We start from the raw sequence: 16,407 nt of genomic DNA, 5'->3' as shown, positions 1-16,407 counted from the left end.
CACTTATTGAAGCAGCAGGACAAATTTCATTAAAAATGAAAAACAGGGCTGAATCAATGGATTCAGCCCATTAAAATGGGATCAAATTAAGTTTTTTTCGCAGTTTCGCTTCACTGAAAATCCAGCCTGTAAATGAGTTTTTAATACTTAAGTCATTACGGTCAAGATGAACAACTGCAACGAATGGATAAAAGCCATTGCTACGATAGCGTAAATCGATAAAACGAACTTCAACATAATCCTCAAGCGTTTCTATTTCCCAACGGTATACTGGTGAAAACGACAGAAAAGCAGCCAAGTTAATATCGGCCTTAGCAGCATGAAGAATCTCACTATCAGGCAATGGAATACGATTGAATGTATCGAGAATAGTCACATAGCCATTTTCTGAAACGGCCACGTAATAGTGCTTTTCACTTGTTACAGCAATTCTCCATCGATGATACCGCATCGTCGGTGAAAGAGTAATCTTCCGTGCGTTAGGAATTTGCTGACGGACAGCACGTTTAACAAGAGACTGTTCCCGAAAACGAGCAATATAATAAATAAAAATAAACAAATACATGGTCAAAAATGTGTAAGTGGGCGGGAATCCAAAGCCCCATAATGTTAATCCGGCAACATGAATGCCAAAGATAAAGGGATCAAATGTATTGATTACCCCTAGAGCAACCCAACGGGAAGAAATGGGCCTCAATGCCTGCGTCCCATATGCGTTAAATATATCCACAAAGACATGGAGAAAGACCGCAAGAAATGTCCATAGCCAGAGATGGAGAAGATTCGATTCCGGAAATAAAACAAAAATGAAACCAGTAATTAGAAGCGGCCAAAGTAATACAGCCGGAATGGAATGGGTAATTCCCCGATGATTACGTATATAAACAGCATTATTTTTTAATTTTAGAATTGTATCAATATCGGGTGCTTGTGATCCAAGAATGGTCCCCAGCATTACTGCCTGTGCAGTAACCGAACTATCTGAGATAACAGGGTCTATGGCAGCAAGCCCTCCAAGTGCAATTCCCATAACAAAGTGAGTGCCAGTATCCAAAAAGAAATAACCCCCTTATCTTGCAGAATTCAACATGTGTTAACAATAATCATATCGCACTATGAAAAACAAACCAAATTAAATTATTATGAATTATTTTGTCCTTGAATTACACTTAATACAAATACACTAAAATAATGCCCTTACTATGACTGCGATCCTGATTAAGGACGCAGTAACTCTCCCTATTTACTTCGTGAGCTAAACGGGCGGCTTCCGCTTTTCTTTATTGTCTAGCTGCAGCGCCTTGCTCCTCGGGTCATAAGCCCATCCTCTCTGCAGGAAAGAACGTCCTGCTCCGAGGCTCGATCTTATGCCTGTCGGAGCAGACCAAGGCGCTTCCGCTTTTCTTTATTATTCCCTATTATGTGGTTAGTTTAACTTCTTGGAGGCAAAAATGTGAATGATATAGAGTTTTTTTATGCAAAAAATATAAATATTGCTGAATTTCAGAACGATTTAATATTTTGGTTTGAGCGTGAACAACGTGATTTACCTTGGCGAAAGAATAAAGATCCGTATCGAGTTTGGGTTTCGGAAATTATGCTTCAACAGACACGAGTTGATACGGTTATTCCTTTTTATAATCGGTTTATGGAGTGGTTTCCTACTCTTGAGGAGTTTGCAGATGCAGAAGAAGAAAGAATTTTAAAGGCGTGGGAAGGGTTAGGGTATTATTCGCGGGTTCGTAATCTTCAGACGGCAGCCCGAGAGGTGAGAGCAGCCTATAATGGCGAGGTTCCCGATACGCCAGAAGAAATTGCAAAATTAAAAGGGGTAGGTCCTTATACTGCCGGAGCCATTTTAAGCATAGCTTACGGGAAACCTGAGCCAGCTGTGGATGGTAATGTGATGAGGGTGCTGTCGAGAATTTTATTAATAAAAGAAGACATCGCTAAGCCGAAGACTCGTAAGGTTTTTGAAGCAGCGGTTCGCGAGTTGATTGACCATGGTAATCCGTCATTCTTTAATCAAGCTTTGATGGAGCTAGGGGCATTAATATGTAAGCCAAGTAATCCAGCCTGTTTACTATGTCCTGTTCAGCAGCATTGTCAGGCATTTGAAGAAGGTGTTCAAACTGAATTACCCATTAAGATTAAAGTGAAAAAGAGCCGTACGATTCCACTGGTATCAGCCATTATTACTAACGCGAAGGGCGAATACCTGATCCATAAACGTCCGAGTGAAGGTCTGTTAGCTAATCTATGGGAATTTCCTAATTTTGAAATTCATACATCATTGCTTCCAAAACGAGAATTCTTCCAGGCAGAGTTCAAAGCCTTACTTGGGGTAAATCCAGTCATTCAACAACATATTACTAAAATTGATCATGTTTTTTCTCATCTTGTTTGGAATGTCGATACCTTTGCTGGGGTGATTGATGTAGAAATCGATGAAAGTAAATTAGCTGAAACTCACTATAAGTGGGTAAATACAGTGGAACTTGAAGAATTAGCATTTCCTGTATCCCATCAAAAAATGCTAAAAGCATATTTAGAACAAAGATAAAACCTTTTGCGAGGTTTTATCTTTTTTTAGTGCCTATTAAGACAGATACAGCCAAACGATCTTTTTTGAGTATTTTCCCCATTCAACTCTGTCTTGTGCGGAACAGAGGGAAAAGCGTGCGGAATGAGAGAGTTTAGGTGCGCTTCAGGCTCATTTGTGTGCGAAACTAGTTAAACTATGTGTGCTAAGGGCATTTTTTTGCGGAGGCAAGAGTGAGCTAAAATTGTTTGGAGCGTTAAACATGAAAAAGACTGTCGAGGGATTCGACAGCCTTACCACAGCTGATATTTGCGGCAGACTTATTTAATCTCCACTTACAACAGTGCCATGGGTGTAATCTGCTTCTTGTCGTTCTAGCCCTCCACGGTTTTCAATTTCTTTAATGATTTCTTTATGAATGCTCTGTCCTTCTTGATTCAAATAGGGTACCATTTGTTGGAGGGAATGATGAAAGTAAGCGAGCTCACTTTTATCCCATTCTGATTTGGGCATCATGGATAATTCCGTCATATCACGTCCTACATACATACGTACCACTCCATTTCTTTTTTCTTATTTTTTACAATAATCGATTCTTTATACTTGGTTTTCCACTACGAAAGGATGAATAAACATGGAACAAAAAGTTGCATTAGTAACGGGAAGCTCTAAAGGGCTTGGTAAAAGGACGGCAATCAAGCTGGCAGAAGAAGGCTATGATTTAGTCATCAATTATGCACGAAGCAAAACGAAGGCGTTAGAGGTGGCTGCAGAAATTGAGGCACTTGGGAGAAAAGCGCTCGTGGTTAAAGCAAATGTGGGTGATGTGGCCAAAATAAAAGCTATGTTTGAACAGATTGATGAAGTGTATGGAAGATTGGATGTATTAGTGAATAATGCGGCATCTGGAGTTCAGCGTCCTTTAATGGAGCTTGAAGAATCACATTGGGACTGGACGATGGATATTAACGGCAAGGCATTTTTATTTTGTGCTCAAGAAGCAGCTAAGCTGATGGAACGAAATGGCGGCGGTAAAATAGTTGGAATTAGTTCTTTGGGATCGATTCGTTATCTTGAGAACTATACAGCCGTTGGAGTTTCTAAGGCTGCACTCGAAGCGTTAACTCGTTACTTAGCTGTGGAGCTTTCGAAGATGAATATTTGTGTAAATGCTGTGTCCGGTGGAGTGATTGATACGGATGCCCTAAAATCCTTCCCTAATCGTGAAGAAATGCTGGCTGAAGCTGCTTTACAAACACCAGCAGGGCGAATGGTTGAAGTGGAAGATATGGTTAATACAATAATGTTCTTATTATCTGACGAATCCAGTATGATTCGCGGTCAAACATTAATTGTTGATGGTGGAATTTCACTGCTGGTTTAATGTATACCAATATTTAACAAAAATAAAAAGCATATATTTTCACACTTCAGGCAATCTTAACTAGCGTGGAGGTGATTTCAAATGGCTAAGAAAACAAAATCAGGTACTGATATTGAACAAGTAAAAAAACAAAATGCAGGCCAATATGGTACTGAGTTTGCAAGTCAAACGAACGCTCAGGAAGTAAAAAGCCAAAACCAAAAAGCATCAAATTCAAGTCAATCAAGCCAAGGGCAATATGGCACTGAATTTGCAAGTCAGACTGATGTTCAAAAAGTAAAAAAACAAAACCAACAAGCTGAATCAAATAAAGGCCAATCATAAACTGAATGGTTGAAAGGGCATCCTTTTACAGGATGTCCTTTTTGCTGTTCCATTCATCCTTCGACAAAGGTTCTATTCACTCTACAATATCTCTTAAAGGAAATTCTGATGAATAAAAGAATACATAGCTAAGAGGAAAAAAATGTTTGTGAGGTGCGGGGAATGGAAGAATTTGATCGGTTGATTAGTGAACAGCTTAAGACAATGGATAAACTCTTGCTTCTGCAATCTGAGATTGAAAAATGTCAAGAAATTGAACAGCAGTTATATGCTCTGCAGGAACTTAAACAAATCCAGTCAATTGGTGAAGAAGTGCAGCGAATGAAAAAAGAACTTTCGAGTATTCAACATATATTTGAACGACAAACAGAAGATGTCATTCGTTATTACCAAGAAAGTCAGGAGCCTTCTTTCTAAAAAAGTCGGCACCACTAGATATAGGTCAGCCTCAAAAGAAAAGGGAGAAGATAATTCCGAATAGAAAGCGTTGAAATTGACGATTTTATTCGAATTTCGGAGTTTTTTGGAACTTTTTTACTTGGGTCTGACCCTATTTAGTTTTAAATTCTTTAATAAATCGCTATAATAAAGGAATATAGGAAATTGGAAAAAAATATATACCCAAAATAATATTGAATAAGACATTGATTTGTATCATGTCGAAAGAAAGTAGGGGAAAGCAGACTATGGGGATTCCCACCGAAGGAGGAAGAATCCAAATCCAAAGTTATAAACACAACGGTCATATCCACCGAATTTGGGAAGAAACCACCGTTTTAAAAGGGACTCAAAACCTAGTTATTGCAGCCAATGATCGGACAATGGTAACGGAATCAGATGGTAGAACATGGATCACGAGAGAGCCTGCTATTTGTTATTTCCACTCGCAATTCTGGTTTAACGTAATCGGCATGCTGAGAGAAGATGGCGTGTATTATTATTGTAATATTAGTTCTCCGTTTGCGTGTGACACGGAGGCATTAAAGTATATCGATTATGACCTGGATATTAAGGTGTTTCCAGATATGACGTTTAATTTATTGGATGAGGATGAATATGAAAAACATCGCAGGGAAATGAATTACCCCGACGCAATCGATAAAATATTAAAGTATAATGTAGATTATCTAATTTATATGATTCGCCAGCGAAAGGGTCCTTTTTCGGCGGAATTTATCGATTCATGGTATGAGAGATTTTTGACTTATCGTTAAATAAACAATACCTGTTGCTGACACAACAGGTTTTTTAAATGTTTTAAGAACTAATTATATTATCGGAGGAAAATCGTGGACAGCGTTAAGAGATATTTACAATTTGTGAAACCTTATAAATGGCAGATTGCTGGAACAATCTTGATTGGTTTATTGAAATTTGCGATTCCACTGTTAATTCCGCTGCTGACGAAGTATATTGTTGATGACATTATCGGCAATGATCAGTTGTCTTCTAACGTGAAAATCGATAAATTATATTGGATAATGGGTATTATGCTCTTTATCTTTGTCGTGCTTCGTCCGCCAATTGAATATTATCGACAATACTTTGCACAATGGACAGGCACGAAAATTCTTTTTGATATTCGCAATCAGCTATTTACGCATATTCAAAAGCTAAGCTTTAAATATTATGCCAATACCAGAGCGGGAGAAGTTATTTCGCGAGTGATTACGGATGTTGAACAAACGAAGAACTTTGTCATAACAGGTCTGATGAATCTTTGGCTGGATATCGCGACTATTGTTATTGCAGTAGCTATTATGTTTACGATGGATGTAAAGCTGACCATTGTATCCTTACTTCTTCTTCCTTTTTACGCATTTTCAATTAAGCATTTTTTTGGCAAGCTTAGAACGTATACAAGAGTACGATCACAGGCGCTGGCAGATTTGCAAAGTCATTTACAAGAACGTGTGCAAGGGATGCCTGTTATTAAAAGTTTTGCCATTGAGGATCATGAGCTGGAGGTATTTTCAAAACAAAATAAGAATTTTCTTGATAAAGCTATGCAGCATACAGGCTGGAATGCAAAGTCCTTTGCTGTTGTGAATACAATCACTGATGTCGCTCCACTTGTCGTGATCGGCTTCGCTGGTTACCAAGTTATTCAGGGAGACATGACCCTAGGAACGATGGTTGCCTTTATTGGCTTTATTGATCGGTTGTATAATCCATTGCGCAGGCTGGTAAACTCATCAACGACAATGACACAAACACTTGCATCAATGGATAGGGTTTTTGAATTTATTGATGAAAAATATGATATTGATGATGAGCCTAATGCAACTGAATTGAAGCATGTAGAGGGTAAAATAACATTTGATCATGTTGTATTCTCATACGATACAGATGAGATGCCTGTTTTAAAAGACATTTCACTGGAGGTTAAACAAGGAGAGACAATCGCTTTAGTAGGTATGAGCGGCGGAGGTAAGTCGTCCTTGATTAGTTTACTGCCCAGATTTTACGATGTTACGAAGGGAAGAATTCTATTAGACGGTCAGGATATCCGTTCCTTTAAAGTACGAAGCCTTCGGGATAAAATCGGAATGGTCATGCAGGATAACATTCTTTTCAGTGACTCAGTAAGAGCTAATATCTTAATGGGGAAACCTGATGCTACAGAAAAAGAAGTGATCGCTGCTGCTAAAGCGGCAAATGCTCATGATTTTATCATGAACCTGACAGATGGCTACGAGACAAAAGTAGGAGAACGTGGTGTGAAACTTTCTGGTGGCCAAAAGCAACGGGTGGCTATTGCTCGCGTATTTTTGAAAAATCCGCCTATACTCGTCATGGATGAAGCTACATCGGCTCTAGATCTTGAAAGTGAACATTCAATTCAAGAGGCGCTTGAAATATTAGCTAAAGATCGAACGACTTTCATTGTGGCTCATCGGCTATCAACGATTACACATGCAGATAGAATAGTATTAATTGATAACGGAGAAATCGCCGAAATTGGCAGTCATAACGAACTGATGGATCAAAAGGGTCGTTATTACCGATTGTATCAGGTACAACAGCTTGATAATTAATGAAAAAGGCAGCTCCCTGTATTCAGGAGCTGCCTTTTCCTATTATTCTTCGTTTTCAACTCTAATATGGTTTTCTTGTTTATGAAACGATTGAAAGCTCTGAATCAGTTTTTCTAAATGTTCAAGCTGTTCGTCGTATTCATTTATGGCAGAAATTAATGGGACGGTTCGTGCAAACATATCCCTGTGTTCCCGATCTAATTTTTGCTGCTGTTCAAAGAAGACCATTAATAATTCATGACGGCTAAAACAATCCCCATTCCATTCTTCAAAGCTAGTAGTTGTTTTGATCTTACCAATATGCTTTAAAAGAAGCTGCTCATGTTTATGAATAAGACGATCAACATGATGCTGAAGCTGACTCTGGAATTCCTCCGGCATGAGACTTACTTCGTTCTCAAATTTATGGATTCTTTTAAGCGTTTCAAAGGCTTTCTTAGTTGTGACAATCATTTGCCGATAGACAACAAATTTACGTGATTTAGGCTGGATGTGCTTTTTAAGGTAGCTGCGTTCTTCCTTGTACATCGAATAGATTTGTTCTAGCCTTAATAATTCATCTTTAATTCGGCTGATATCTTTCTTTAACAGTGTATGTTCAGAGGCATGACGGCTGCTGATCCGAATCCATTTAATAATATCTTCCGATACATCAGAAAGCTGTGTGTAAAGCTTTGCTTCATATTTAGGCGGTATGAAAATTAAGTTGACTAAAAATGAAGATAAGATTCCCAGCATAACAGATGAAAATCGTATAAATGCAAAGGTGAGAAAAGCACCTTGCTGGCTTTCCATAATGGCAATAACAGTAACAATCGAGAGTACAATGGTTTTATCCATTTTTAATCGAAGGTTAATCGTAATGACGATAATAACCGCTAATCCAATTATGAAAATATCGTTACCGAATAGTAAGACAAATATAACAGCTACTAAGGCACCGATGATATTTCCTTGAATCTGCTCAATCATCGTGTGATACGAACGAAGTATCGTCGGCTGGATTGCAAAGATCGCTGCAATTCCTGCAAAAGCCGGAGAAGGAAGGTTTAGCAGCTCTGCTAAGTAAAGAGCTAAAACAATTGCTACTCCCGTTTTAATGATGCGGGCACCAAGCTTCATAAAATGTATAATTCCTTTCGTAAATGGTTATTCGTCTTTACAGAATTTAGGGTCATATTACAGATATACTCTGTACTTTACACTATTTCTGATAATAGTAAACAAATTAGAATATAAAACATTTGAATAGTAGTTACAAGGAAAACTTCCCTTTATAACTCAAAAAACAGTGAGAGCCGGTTACTCTACTCGAGTTTACCGGCTCATTACTATTTATTCTGTAGAAACAGATGGATCTGCTTGTTCTTTTACGGGTACGATTTGAAGAAAATGATGGGCTGGATCTTGCAATAATCCTTCGAGTGAGACAGCTTCTTCTGCTTGCCCTTGTTCCTTGAGTAATTGCACATATTTCCCTAATAATTCTGTAATATCCTTTTGACCGGTTGTTGATAAGGGCTCAATGGATACATTAGCCCCATTTGCGATTCTTCTTTGAATAGCGGCAGGAGTGAGGCCTGAATCGGGCTGTTGTCTTAAGTAAACAACTCCGCCGGTCATACCCGCACAAATCCAAGGACCTGGATCACCAAGGACAAGTCCTCGCCCATTGGTCATATATTCGAATGCAAAACCTTTAATATTGGCATGTACAGCTAGATTTCCGTGTTCAATGACATCAATTGGGCGTTTTAGCTGTCCGCCAATGATTATATCAGCTCCGGAAAGGCGGATACCAGCACGTGCATCTGCATCGCCTTGGGCTACGAGTAAACCATGTTGCGCACCATAGCCAAACCCTTTACCGACTGAGCCATTATAGAATAAACCGTCCTTACCTGGAGATTTAAAAATAAGGATATTTCCTCCGATAGAGGTTTTTCCAATTCCATCCTGTGCGCCGCCGTTTACCGTAATATCAATCCCCTCAGTATTATAAGCACCAAGGCCATTTCCAGGAATGGAGCCATTTTTATAGGACAGCTTTACGGGTTTGAGTAGTTTATAAGAACCGTCTAGACGTCCTCGGACACGATAGCAAGCTACACGGCTTCCGAGTACCCGCTGTTCCGAGGTAACTGAGTTGTATTCTCGAGATTGATTCAGCTCCGCAACATGGGAATCTAAATACTCTGCTCCGACGGCAGCCTGCATGGCCCCTGCATTTACTAGAGCGTTGGTATCTCGATGTCCAAATTGACTGATGTCCAGCGTTTTCAATAAGAATGTCAGGTCCATTTGTTCTTTAGCAATGGACTGCTCAAGTAAGTCTGATCGTCCAACAATATCTTGGAGATTCTTTACCCCTAGAGCTGCTGTTAATACTTGAAGTTCTCTTCCAAAAGCAGTGAAGAGATTGGTCAGCCCTTGAACAGCTAAATCATATTTACGCGGGACAAAACGGCGAAGTCCGTGTTCTTTTGCTTGTGCCTCTGTTTCAATTTGGGTAGCAATCCCGACATGACATGTATCAAGATGGCAGCCTCTGCATGTTGTACAGCCCACAGCAATCATGGACAACGTTCCAAACCCTACGCGATTCGCACCCAACAGCATAACCTTTAATACATCAAGTGAGCTTTTTAATCCTCCGTCTGCCCAGATTTCGATATTTTGCCGAATGCCAGCTTCTAGTAAAGCGTTATGGGCAGCCTTCACACCAATTTCAACCGGAAGACCTACATGCTGCAATGCGTGAATCCGTGCCGCTCCTGTACCGCCATCAAAGCCGGAAAGGGTAATAATGTCGGCACCAGCTTTAGCAATTCCAACTGCAATCGTACCAATATTCGGCACGACCGGAACTTTAACGGCAACTCTTGCTTGATCATTGCCGGTTTTCAATTCATGAATCATTTGGGCTAAATCTTCAATAGAATAGATATCATGATTATTAGACGGTGAAATTAAATCAGAACCGATTGTTGCGTTTCTAGCTTCAGCAATTTTGGCTGTTACTTTTGAGCCAGGCAAATGGCCGCCTTCTCCTGGTTTAGCGCCTTGGCCTATTTTAATTTCGAGTAAATTTGAAGAGTTTAATAGTTCAGCATTCACACCAAATCTGCCTGATGCAATCTGCTGGCCGCGGGTACGCGGGTATTTCCCAAGCATATCTTTAATTTCGCCGCCCTCACCATTCATGCTCACCATATTCAGACGTTCAGCTGCTTCCGCATAGGATCTAAAGGCAATTTCATTTTGGGAACCAAATGACATCGATGCTATGACAAATGGAAGATCGTGGTTACCAATTGAAATATCTACGTCGTCAGGATTGAGCGGTGTTTCAGCAAGTTTTAAAGAAGTCAGATGCCTAATTGTCGTTGGATTACTTTCTTCCTGTTCACTAATTTTTTCACGGTAGGCCGAGTAATCACCAGTAGAAGCCACTTCACCGATTGCCTTCCAAATTCTTGGGAAGAGATGAAAGGTTTTGCCAACTCGTTCTTTATCATTCTCATAATCTACTGCACGTTGTATTGAGTCATCCTTCATGGCAGCAAAATTATGCTTGAGGTTGTCTGAACCAAAGAAATTAATGATATTTAAATGACTGGCCACTTCCTCGTGCAGGCCGATGCTGGAAAATAAGCGTCCATAGCCTCGTAGCTCATGAATACCGATTGTGGATATGACTTTTTCAAGTCCTTTTGACAATGCCCTGTAGAGGTTAATGGTTGGTACAAGTGTTTCATTTGATAAAGATCGGAACATATAGTAGGGGCTAATTAAATTTGCCCCAAGTCCATAGGCAATAATTAAATCATGTAAAGTCCGGATGGATGCAGATCGAAGAAGAAGGGAACAATTCCGGCGTTTTTCAGAATGAACCAAAGCAAGATCGACAGCGGATGTAATAAGATGTGGATCCAGCCATAGGTTCCCATTTTGATGGGCTTGTGCATCATCTAAAATCAGCAGTGTTTTTCCATTGTCGACCGCTTGAATCGCTTCGTCTGTTATCCTATTTAGTGCTTCGGGAATTGTTTCTTCCTCAGTAAATACTACAGGCAGGACATGAGCAAGCTGTTGATCAACGTAATGCTCCACCAATTGTTCATAACTCGGCTGTGTAAGTTCGGCTGTGCAGTCTAATCCAATTTTCCCTTCAATTAAAACGGGACTTAATAGCTCGAGTACGTTTCTTGCATCTTCAGCTTCAAATAAAGCTGGGCGTTTACCAATAATTGTTCTTGTCGAAAAATGCTCTGTTTCCCGATCACGGTCAATGGCTGGATTGGTTACGACTGCAACACTTTCCTTAATGTAATCAGCAATATTTTTTCGCTGTGGGTTTAAGGCAGCAAGAGGAGCATCATGACCTTATGAGCGAATAGGCTCTGCCCCTTTTTCAGCCATTTGTTCAACAAATTGAATATGGTCCCTTTCCCAGCCAAATGCTTTATATTGTCCATTATGGAGGGGATCTGATGACATTGCATTTCCTATATCTTTGAATGCTTGAGGCTGTAAACGGAAACGGTCAGATTCCAGCTGGAGTCTACTTGAGAAACGAGTATAAACTTCTTCTTGATATTTTTTGTAATCAAAAACCTTGATCGTATCTCCTGCCCATTTCAAACCGATTTTTTCACCAGGACCAATGGGTTTTGGCTCACCAGTGTATTCAGAGTTTGAAATAATTCCAGGTTCAGAAGAAAAGAGATATGAAGTTTCCGTTTCTATGTTCCAAAGTGGGCGCAGGCCGAGTGAATCGACAGAAAATACAGCTTCATCGCCAAAGCGGGAAATGATACCGGCTGGTCCTTGAGCAAAATGGCCCCAGGCTTCTCTTAGATAAGTATAAAGGTCCTGAAGATGTTCCTCGTAAACCTTTATTTCATTAATGATTGGAGGGAAGATGACGTCGATTGCTTCAAATAATGAATACCCATGACGACAAATAAATGTTTCAATGGTCCGATTTAAATCTTGAGAGTCACTGCCTTCCTTAGCGATAGGGACTCCAATCATCTTCGCTTCATCACGCAGTTTAGCAATCGTGTTAATTTCACCATTATGACCTATGATACTAAATGGCTGAACACGGAAAAAGCTAGAGAGCGTATTAGTAGAGTAACGGTTGTGGCCAAGCGTCATGGTAGAGGCAGCTAGAGGATCTGCCAGGTCAGTGAAATAATTTGGCAGGATATCAGCGGCTCCCATAACTTTATACACCACATGAAATTGACTTAATGAAGCAACGTGGACATAATTACTTTCAATGGAAGTCGTTAATTCAAAAAGGGCATTGGTCAATTCTTGCTGTGATAATTCAGATGTACAACAAATTTGCCAGAATATTGGGTCTTCTTGAATTGCGATGGGTCCGAGAGCGCTTGAATGATAAGATTGGTCACTTTCAAATAGGATGGTCAGGCCTTTTTCTTGTAATTTCGTCCGAATTTCTATAAATACATCTGATACAGTTACTTTTCTGCTAAGAAAAAAATGACCAACTATAAAGCCGTCGGTGTCTACAGAGCTGTTGTCTATTTGATGATCTTTGAGTTTTTTCTTCCAAAGTGTCTTAGGAATGTCCATATGGATTCCAGCCCCATCACCCTCACCATTGATGAAGCCAGTACGATGGTTCATTTTCACTAATGCATCAATACAAGTAAAGATATTTTTATTCGAAGGTATTTTCTTTTTTTCAATACTCGCAATAATTCCGCAGGCATCATGCTCTTCACGGTAAAACTCTTTAAATTGGTTTGGACTCCATGGTTGGCTCATAGTATTCGGCGTTTTATAAGGATGGATCCTTATTGCTGCCTTTCACCTCCTAAGTGACGTAACAAGTTCTAAAATAGAGTACGTTTATAACATCAAAAAATAATTAGTGGTGTCAGCGGTTGATCTAGGGATTATTTACAAAAAATGAGAATAGTACTATCATGATATCATTTAAATATTCAGAAATCAATTTGAATATACAGCATTTTAGAGAGGGAAGGTGAGTGATAAATAGGTGATATTAAGAGGTAATTAATAAGAAATAATAAAAAACCCCAGAAGAATATCTCTTCTGGGAATGAATATATAATGTATTTTTATGCGTTTTTCAGTTGATTAGAAAGCGCTTGGAAAGACCGGTCAACAGCATTAAGTGTTTGTTCAACATCTTCATCTGTATGGGAAATGGTTAGGAACCACGCTTCGTATTTCGACGGAGCTAAATTGATTCCTTCATTCAACATCAGCTTGAAGAATTTCGCGAACAGTTCACCATCGGTATTTTCTGCTTGCTCGTAATTAATAACGGTTTCTGTTGTAAAATACACAGTCAACGCGCCTTTAAGTCGGTTAATGGTAATCGGTATATCGTGTGCTTTAGCAGAATTCAGGATACCTTCTTCGAGAATTGCTCCAAGGCGGTCAAGGTTCTCATAGAGGCCTTCTTGTTGAAGAACTTCTAAACAAGCTATTCCAGAAAGGATGGAAGCGGGGTTACCGGCCATAGTCCCAGCTTGATAAGCAGGTCCAAGGGGAGCCACTGTTTCCATAATTTCTTTTTTACCACCGTAGGCACCGATAGGAAGACCTCCGCCGATAATTTTGCCGAGCGCGGTTAAATCAGGTTTAAGATTTAATAAATCTTGTGCACCACCGTACATGAAGCGGAAAGCGGTAATCACTTCATCAAAAATGACAAGAGCACCTGCTTCATGTGACAGTTCAATCACTTCTTCTAGGAACCCTGGGAGTGGTTCGACGATTCCAAAGTTCCCAACAATCGGTTCAACTAAAACGCCGGCAATTTCATTTCCCCACTTAGCGAGAGCTTCCTTAAAGGGCTCGATGTCATTGAAGGGAACGGTTATCACTTCTTGAGCTATGCTTTTTGGAACCCCAGCAGAATCCGGAGTTCCAAGTGTAGCGGGACCAGATCCTGCAGCTACTAATACAAGATCTGAATGACCGTGATAACAGCCTGCAAATTTAAGGACCTTATCGCGGCCAGTATATGCACGAGCAACTCGGATAGTGGTCATAACCGATTCAGTCCCCGAATTGGTAAATCGAACTTTATCCATATTTGGCATAGCTTCCTTGAGCATTTTAGCAAATTTCACTTCATGCTTAGTTGGTGTACCGTATAGGACTCCTGTTTGAGCAGCCTTGGTAATGGCTTCGGTGATATGAGGATGAGCATGACCTGTGATAATAGGACCATATGCTGCAAGATAATCTATATATTTATTGCCGTCGACATCCCAGAAATAAGCTCCTTCTCCGCGTTCCATAGCGACAGGTGACCCTCCGCCAACTGCTTTATATGACCGTGAAGGACTATTAACCCCACCAACTATATGTTTTAGTGCTTCTTTATGTAGCTCTTCAGATTTTGTGAATTTCATTTAATATTGCCTCCCAAACTAAAAATTGACTCTATTATCATAGCATTATTCCTATCTTTTATCTCGGGATAGTATCAGCTACTTGTTCTTTTTAAAAGTTAGTAATGCAGTCTGGACATACCCTAAGAGGGTAATAATTGTTTCTGTACTTTCTAGATCGAATTTTTTTCGGGCGACTTCTCCTTCAGGTTGATAATAAATAATGGTGCCATTTCCTCTTTCTTCATTAATAGAAAGTTGAAAGCTTAAGGGCGTGTCCATAATGGAGCCAGCATCATCTCTTTCAAGGATTTGGCCTAACACTTCGTTTTCATCATCTACTTCATATAAAAAGTCGAATCCTTCATTCATAGCGATCACTTCAATTTGTGAGAGCAGTATCTGCTTAATTGATTTGGAATTTTCCATTCTCTGAATCTCCTTTCTCTTTTTCAGAAATAAATCGATCACGGGTAAGTATACCAATTTTACTGTAAAGTAAGGTGAGATGATAGCATCTAGAGAACAAACAAAACAGGCTCCTGCTAGAAAACTAGCTTAAACCTGTTTTGTTTTAAATATGACGCAGTCTGTATCGTTCATTCGCTTCACGATATTATTTTCTTTTTCCATATGAAGAAAATTAAGTGATGATAGCATGAAATGATTTATGTCGTATTGGAGAAAAATAACGGCTGAAATTTTTTCTTTCATATAAAGAATGAAGAGGTAGTAGACATAAGGTATAGGGCAAAACGGGAAAAGAGGAAAGGAAATGATTTTTTATTTATTAATGATTGCTATTATTCTTTGTATGATTATGAGCGTCCGTACATTATTTTTATCTTCCACATATAAAAAAAGGTTATCACTAGAAACCTTTGCATGGGCTACAAATCTATATACAACTATCTTAATTGGCTTTGCAATGATTTATTTATTATTTGAATTGAGAAATCATATGGTGATTCTAGATGGAGGTAATCGTGTGACAGGTGATTTCTTTCAACAGATGGAAACATCCTTTTATTTCAGTGCGATGACCATGTTTTCTGTAGGTTATGGCGATATCAGCCCTATTGGAATAGGAAGAATGATTGCAACCATTCAGGCTTTTATTGGATATACACTTCCTGTCGCATTTGTGATTCGTACGGTAATTGATTACGAGGAGAAGAACCGAAAGGACCATTGATAGTTGTTTTTCACCATTGGATTCGGTAATCTTTATCTATAAGAAAGAGGAGGATGTATGATGAGTTTACAAATTGGAGAGAAAGCTCCTAAATTTACTTTGCACGCTACTAATGGACAAGAAGTATCGTTAACCGATTTTAAAGGGAAAAATATTATTCTCTATTTTTATCCAAAGGATATGACACCAGGATGTACAACGGAAGCATGTGATTTTCGTGATCAGCATGAAAAGTTTGAAGAATTAAATGCTGTGATCTTAGGTATCAGCCCGGATCCTATTTCCCGGCATGAGAAATTCATTGAAAAGCATGGCCTGCCGTTTTTATTACTTGCAGACGAAGATCATGAAGCGGCTGAACAATATGATGTATGGAAATTAAAGAAGAATTTTGGTAAGGAATATATGGGAATAGAGCGATCAACATTTTTAATTAATAAAGAAGGAAACCTCGTAAAGGAATGGCGAAAGGTGAAAGTCCTAGGCCATGTAGAGGAAGCTTTGGAATATTTGAGGAA

Annotated in this window: 13 protein-coding genes and 1 pseudogene; 8 read left to right on the top strand and 6 right to left on the bottom strand. The window is 39.3% G+C overall.

Annotated elements, in window-relative coordinates; translation table 11 throughout:
• Positions 1-70: 70 nt before the first annotated feature.
• On the bottom strand, positions 71-1,054 hold the full coding sequence (locus tag AC52RT_RS08240; RefSeq protein ID WP_495540296.1) for a metal-dependent hydrolase: 984 nt from the start codon (positions 1,052-1,054) through the stop codon (positions 71-73).
• A 399-nt stretch (positions 1,055-1,453) separates the two neighbouring features.
• On the opposite strand from AC52RT_RS08240, the gene mutY reads away from it, so the two are divergent.
• Positions 1,454-2,563, top strand: coding sequence for an A/G-specific adenine glycosylase (gene mutY, locus AC52RT_RS08235; protein WP_495540295.1), 1,110 nt, complete (start codon positions 1,454-1,456; stop codon positions 2,561-2,563).
• A gap of 303 nt (positions 2,564-2,866) precedes the next feature.
• Here the strand turns inward: mutY and yfhS are convergent, their stop codons facing one another.
• Entirely contained in the window at positions 2,867-3,091 is a 225-nt protein-coding gene (yfhS, locus tag AC52RT_RS08230) for a mother cell protein YfhS (protein WP_495540294.1), read from the bottom strand.
• Between the two features lie 85 nt (positions 3,092-3,176).
• On the opposite strand from yfhS, the gene fabL reads away from it, so the two are divergent.
• The 5 genes from fabL to AC52RT_RS08205 all read left to right on the top strand — a co-directional run bounded on the left by fabL (position 3,177) and on the right by AC52RT_RS08205 (position 7,288).
• On the top strand, positions 3,177-3,926 hold the full coding sequence (gene fabL, locus AC52RT_RS08225) for an enoyl-[acyl-carrier-protein] reductase FabL (RefSeq protein ID WP_495540293.1): 750 nt from the start codon (positions 3,177-3,179) through the stop codon (positions 3,924-3,926).
• Between the two features lie 81 nt (positions 3,927-4,007).
• A complete protein-coding gene (locus AC52RT_RS08220; protein WP_495540292.1) occupies positions 4,008-4,250 on the top strand; it encodes a gamma-type small acid-soluble spore protein in 243 nt (80 codons plus the stop codon).
• 162 nt (positions 4,251-4,412) lie between these two features.
• Positions 4,413-4,667, top strand: coding sequence for a YgaB family protein (locus AC52RT_RS08215; protein WP_495540291.1), 255 nt, complete (start codon positions 4,413-4,415; stop codon positions 4,665-4,667).
• 269 nt (positions 4,668-4,936) lie between these two features.
• Positions 4,937-5,464, top strand: a complete 528-nt coding sequence (ntdP, locus tag AC52RT_RS08210) for a nucleoside tri-diphosphate phosphatase (protein ID WP_040376095.1) — start codon at positions 4,937-4,939, stop codon at positions 5,462-5,464.
• A 75-nt stretch (positions 5,465-5,539) separates the two neighbouring features.
• The gene (locus AC52RT_RS08205; RefSeq protein ID WP_495540290.1) at positions 5,540-7,288 is read left to right on the top strand and encodes an ABC transporter ATP-binding protein; all 1,749 of its coding nucleotides are present in this window, start codon (positions 5,540-5,542) and stop codon (positions 7,286-7,288) included.
• Between the two features lie 42 nt (positions 7,289-7,330).
• Here AC52RT_RS08205 and AC52RT_RS08200 read toward each other — a convergent pair whose 3' ends face one another.
• The 4 genes and pseudogenes from AC52RT_RS08200 to AC52RT_RS08185 all read right to left on the bottom strand — a co-directional run bounded on the left by AC52RT_RS08200 (position 7,331) and on the right by AC52RT_RS08185 (position 15,123).
• Complete coding sequence (locus tag AC52RT_RS08200; RefSeq protein ID WP_495540289.1) at positions 7,331-8,410, bottom strand: FUSC family protein; 1,080 nt, start codon at positions 8,408-8,410, stop codon at positions 7,331-7,333.
• 213 nt (positions 8,411-8,623) lie between these two features.
• Positions 8,624-13,090: pseudogene (locus AC52RT_RS08195) on the bottom strand (glutamate synthase-related protein).
• A gap of 317 nt (positions 13,091-13,407) precedes the next feature.
• Positions 13,408-14,715 carry a glutamate-1-semialdehyde 2,1-aminomutase gene (locus tag AC52RT_RS08190; protein ID WP_495540288.1) on the bottom strand — a complete coding sequence of 436 codons (1,308 nt, stop codon included), beginning with the start codon at positions 14,713-14,715 and terminating at the stop codon, positions 13,408-13,410.
• 78 nt (positions 14,716-14,793) lie between these two features.
• Positions 14,794-15,123 (bottom strand): hypothetical protein, encoded by a 330-nt coding sequence (locus AC52RT_RS08185; protein ID WP_495540287.1) that lies wholly within the window; start codon positions 15,121-15,123, stop codon positions 14,794-14,796.
• 346 nt (positions 15,124-15,469) lie between these two features.
• Here AC52RT_RS08185 and AC52RT_RS08180 point away from each other — a divergent pair, with 346 nt between their 5' ends.
• Both AC52RT_RS08180 and bcp read left to right on the top strand, forming a co-directional pair.
• Positions 15,470-15,889, top strand: coding sequence for an ion channel (locus AC52RT_RS08180; RefSeq protein WP_495540286.1), 420 nt, complete (start codon positions 15,470-15,472; stop codon positions 15,887-15,889).
• Positions 15,890-15,949: 60 nt separating this feature from the next.
• A partial coding sequence (bcp, locus tag AC52RT_RS08175; protein WP_495540285.1) for a thioredoxin-dependent thiol peroxidase occupies positions 15,950-16,407 on the top strand: 458 nt, incomplete at its 3' end.

The sequence above is a fragment of the Peribacillus sp. genome, from assembly GCF_059453735.1.
This window is presented reverse-complemented; position numbering and strand designations above follow the sequence as displayed.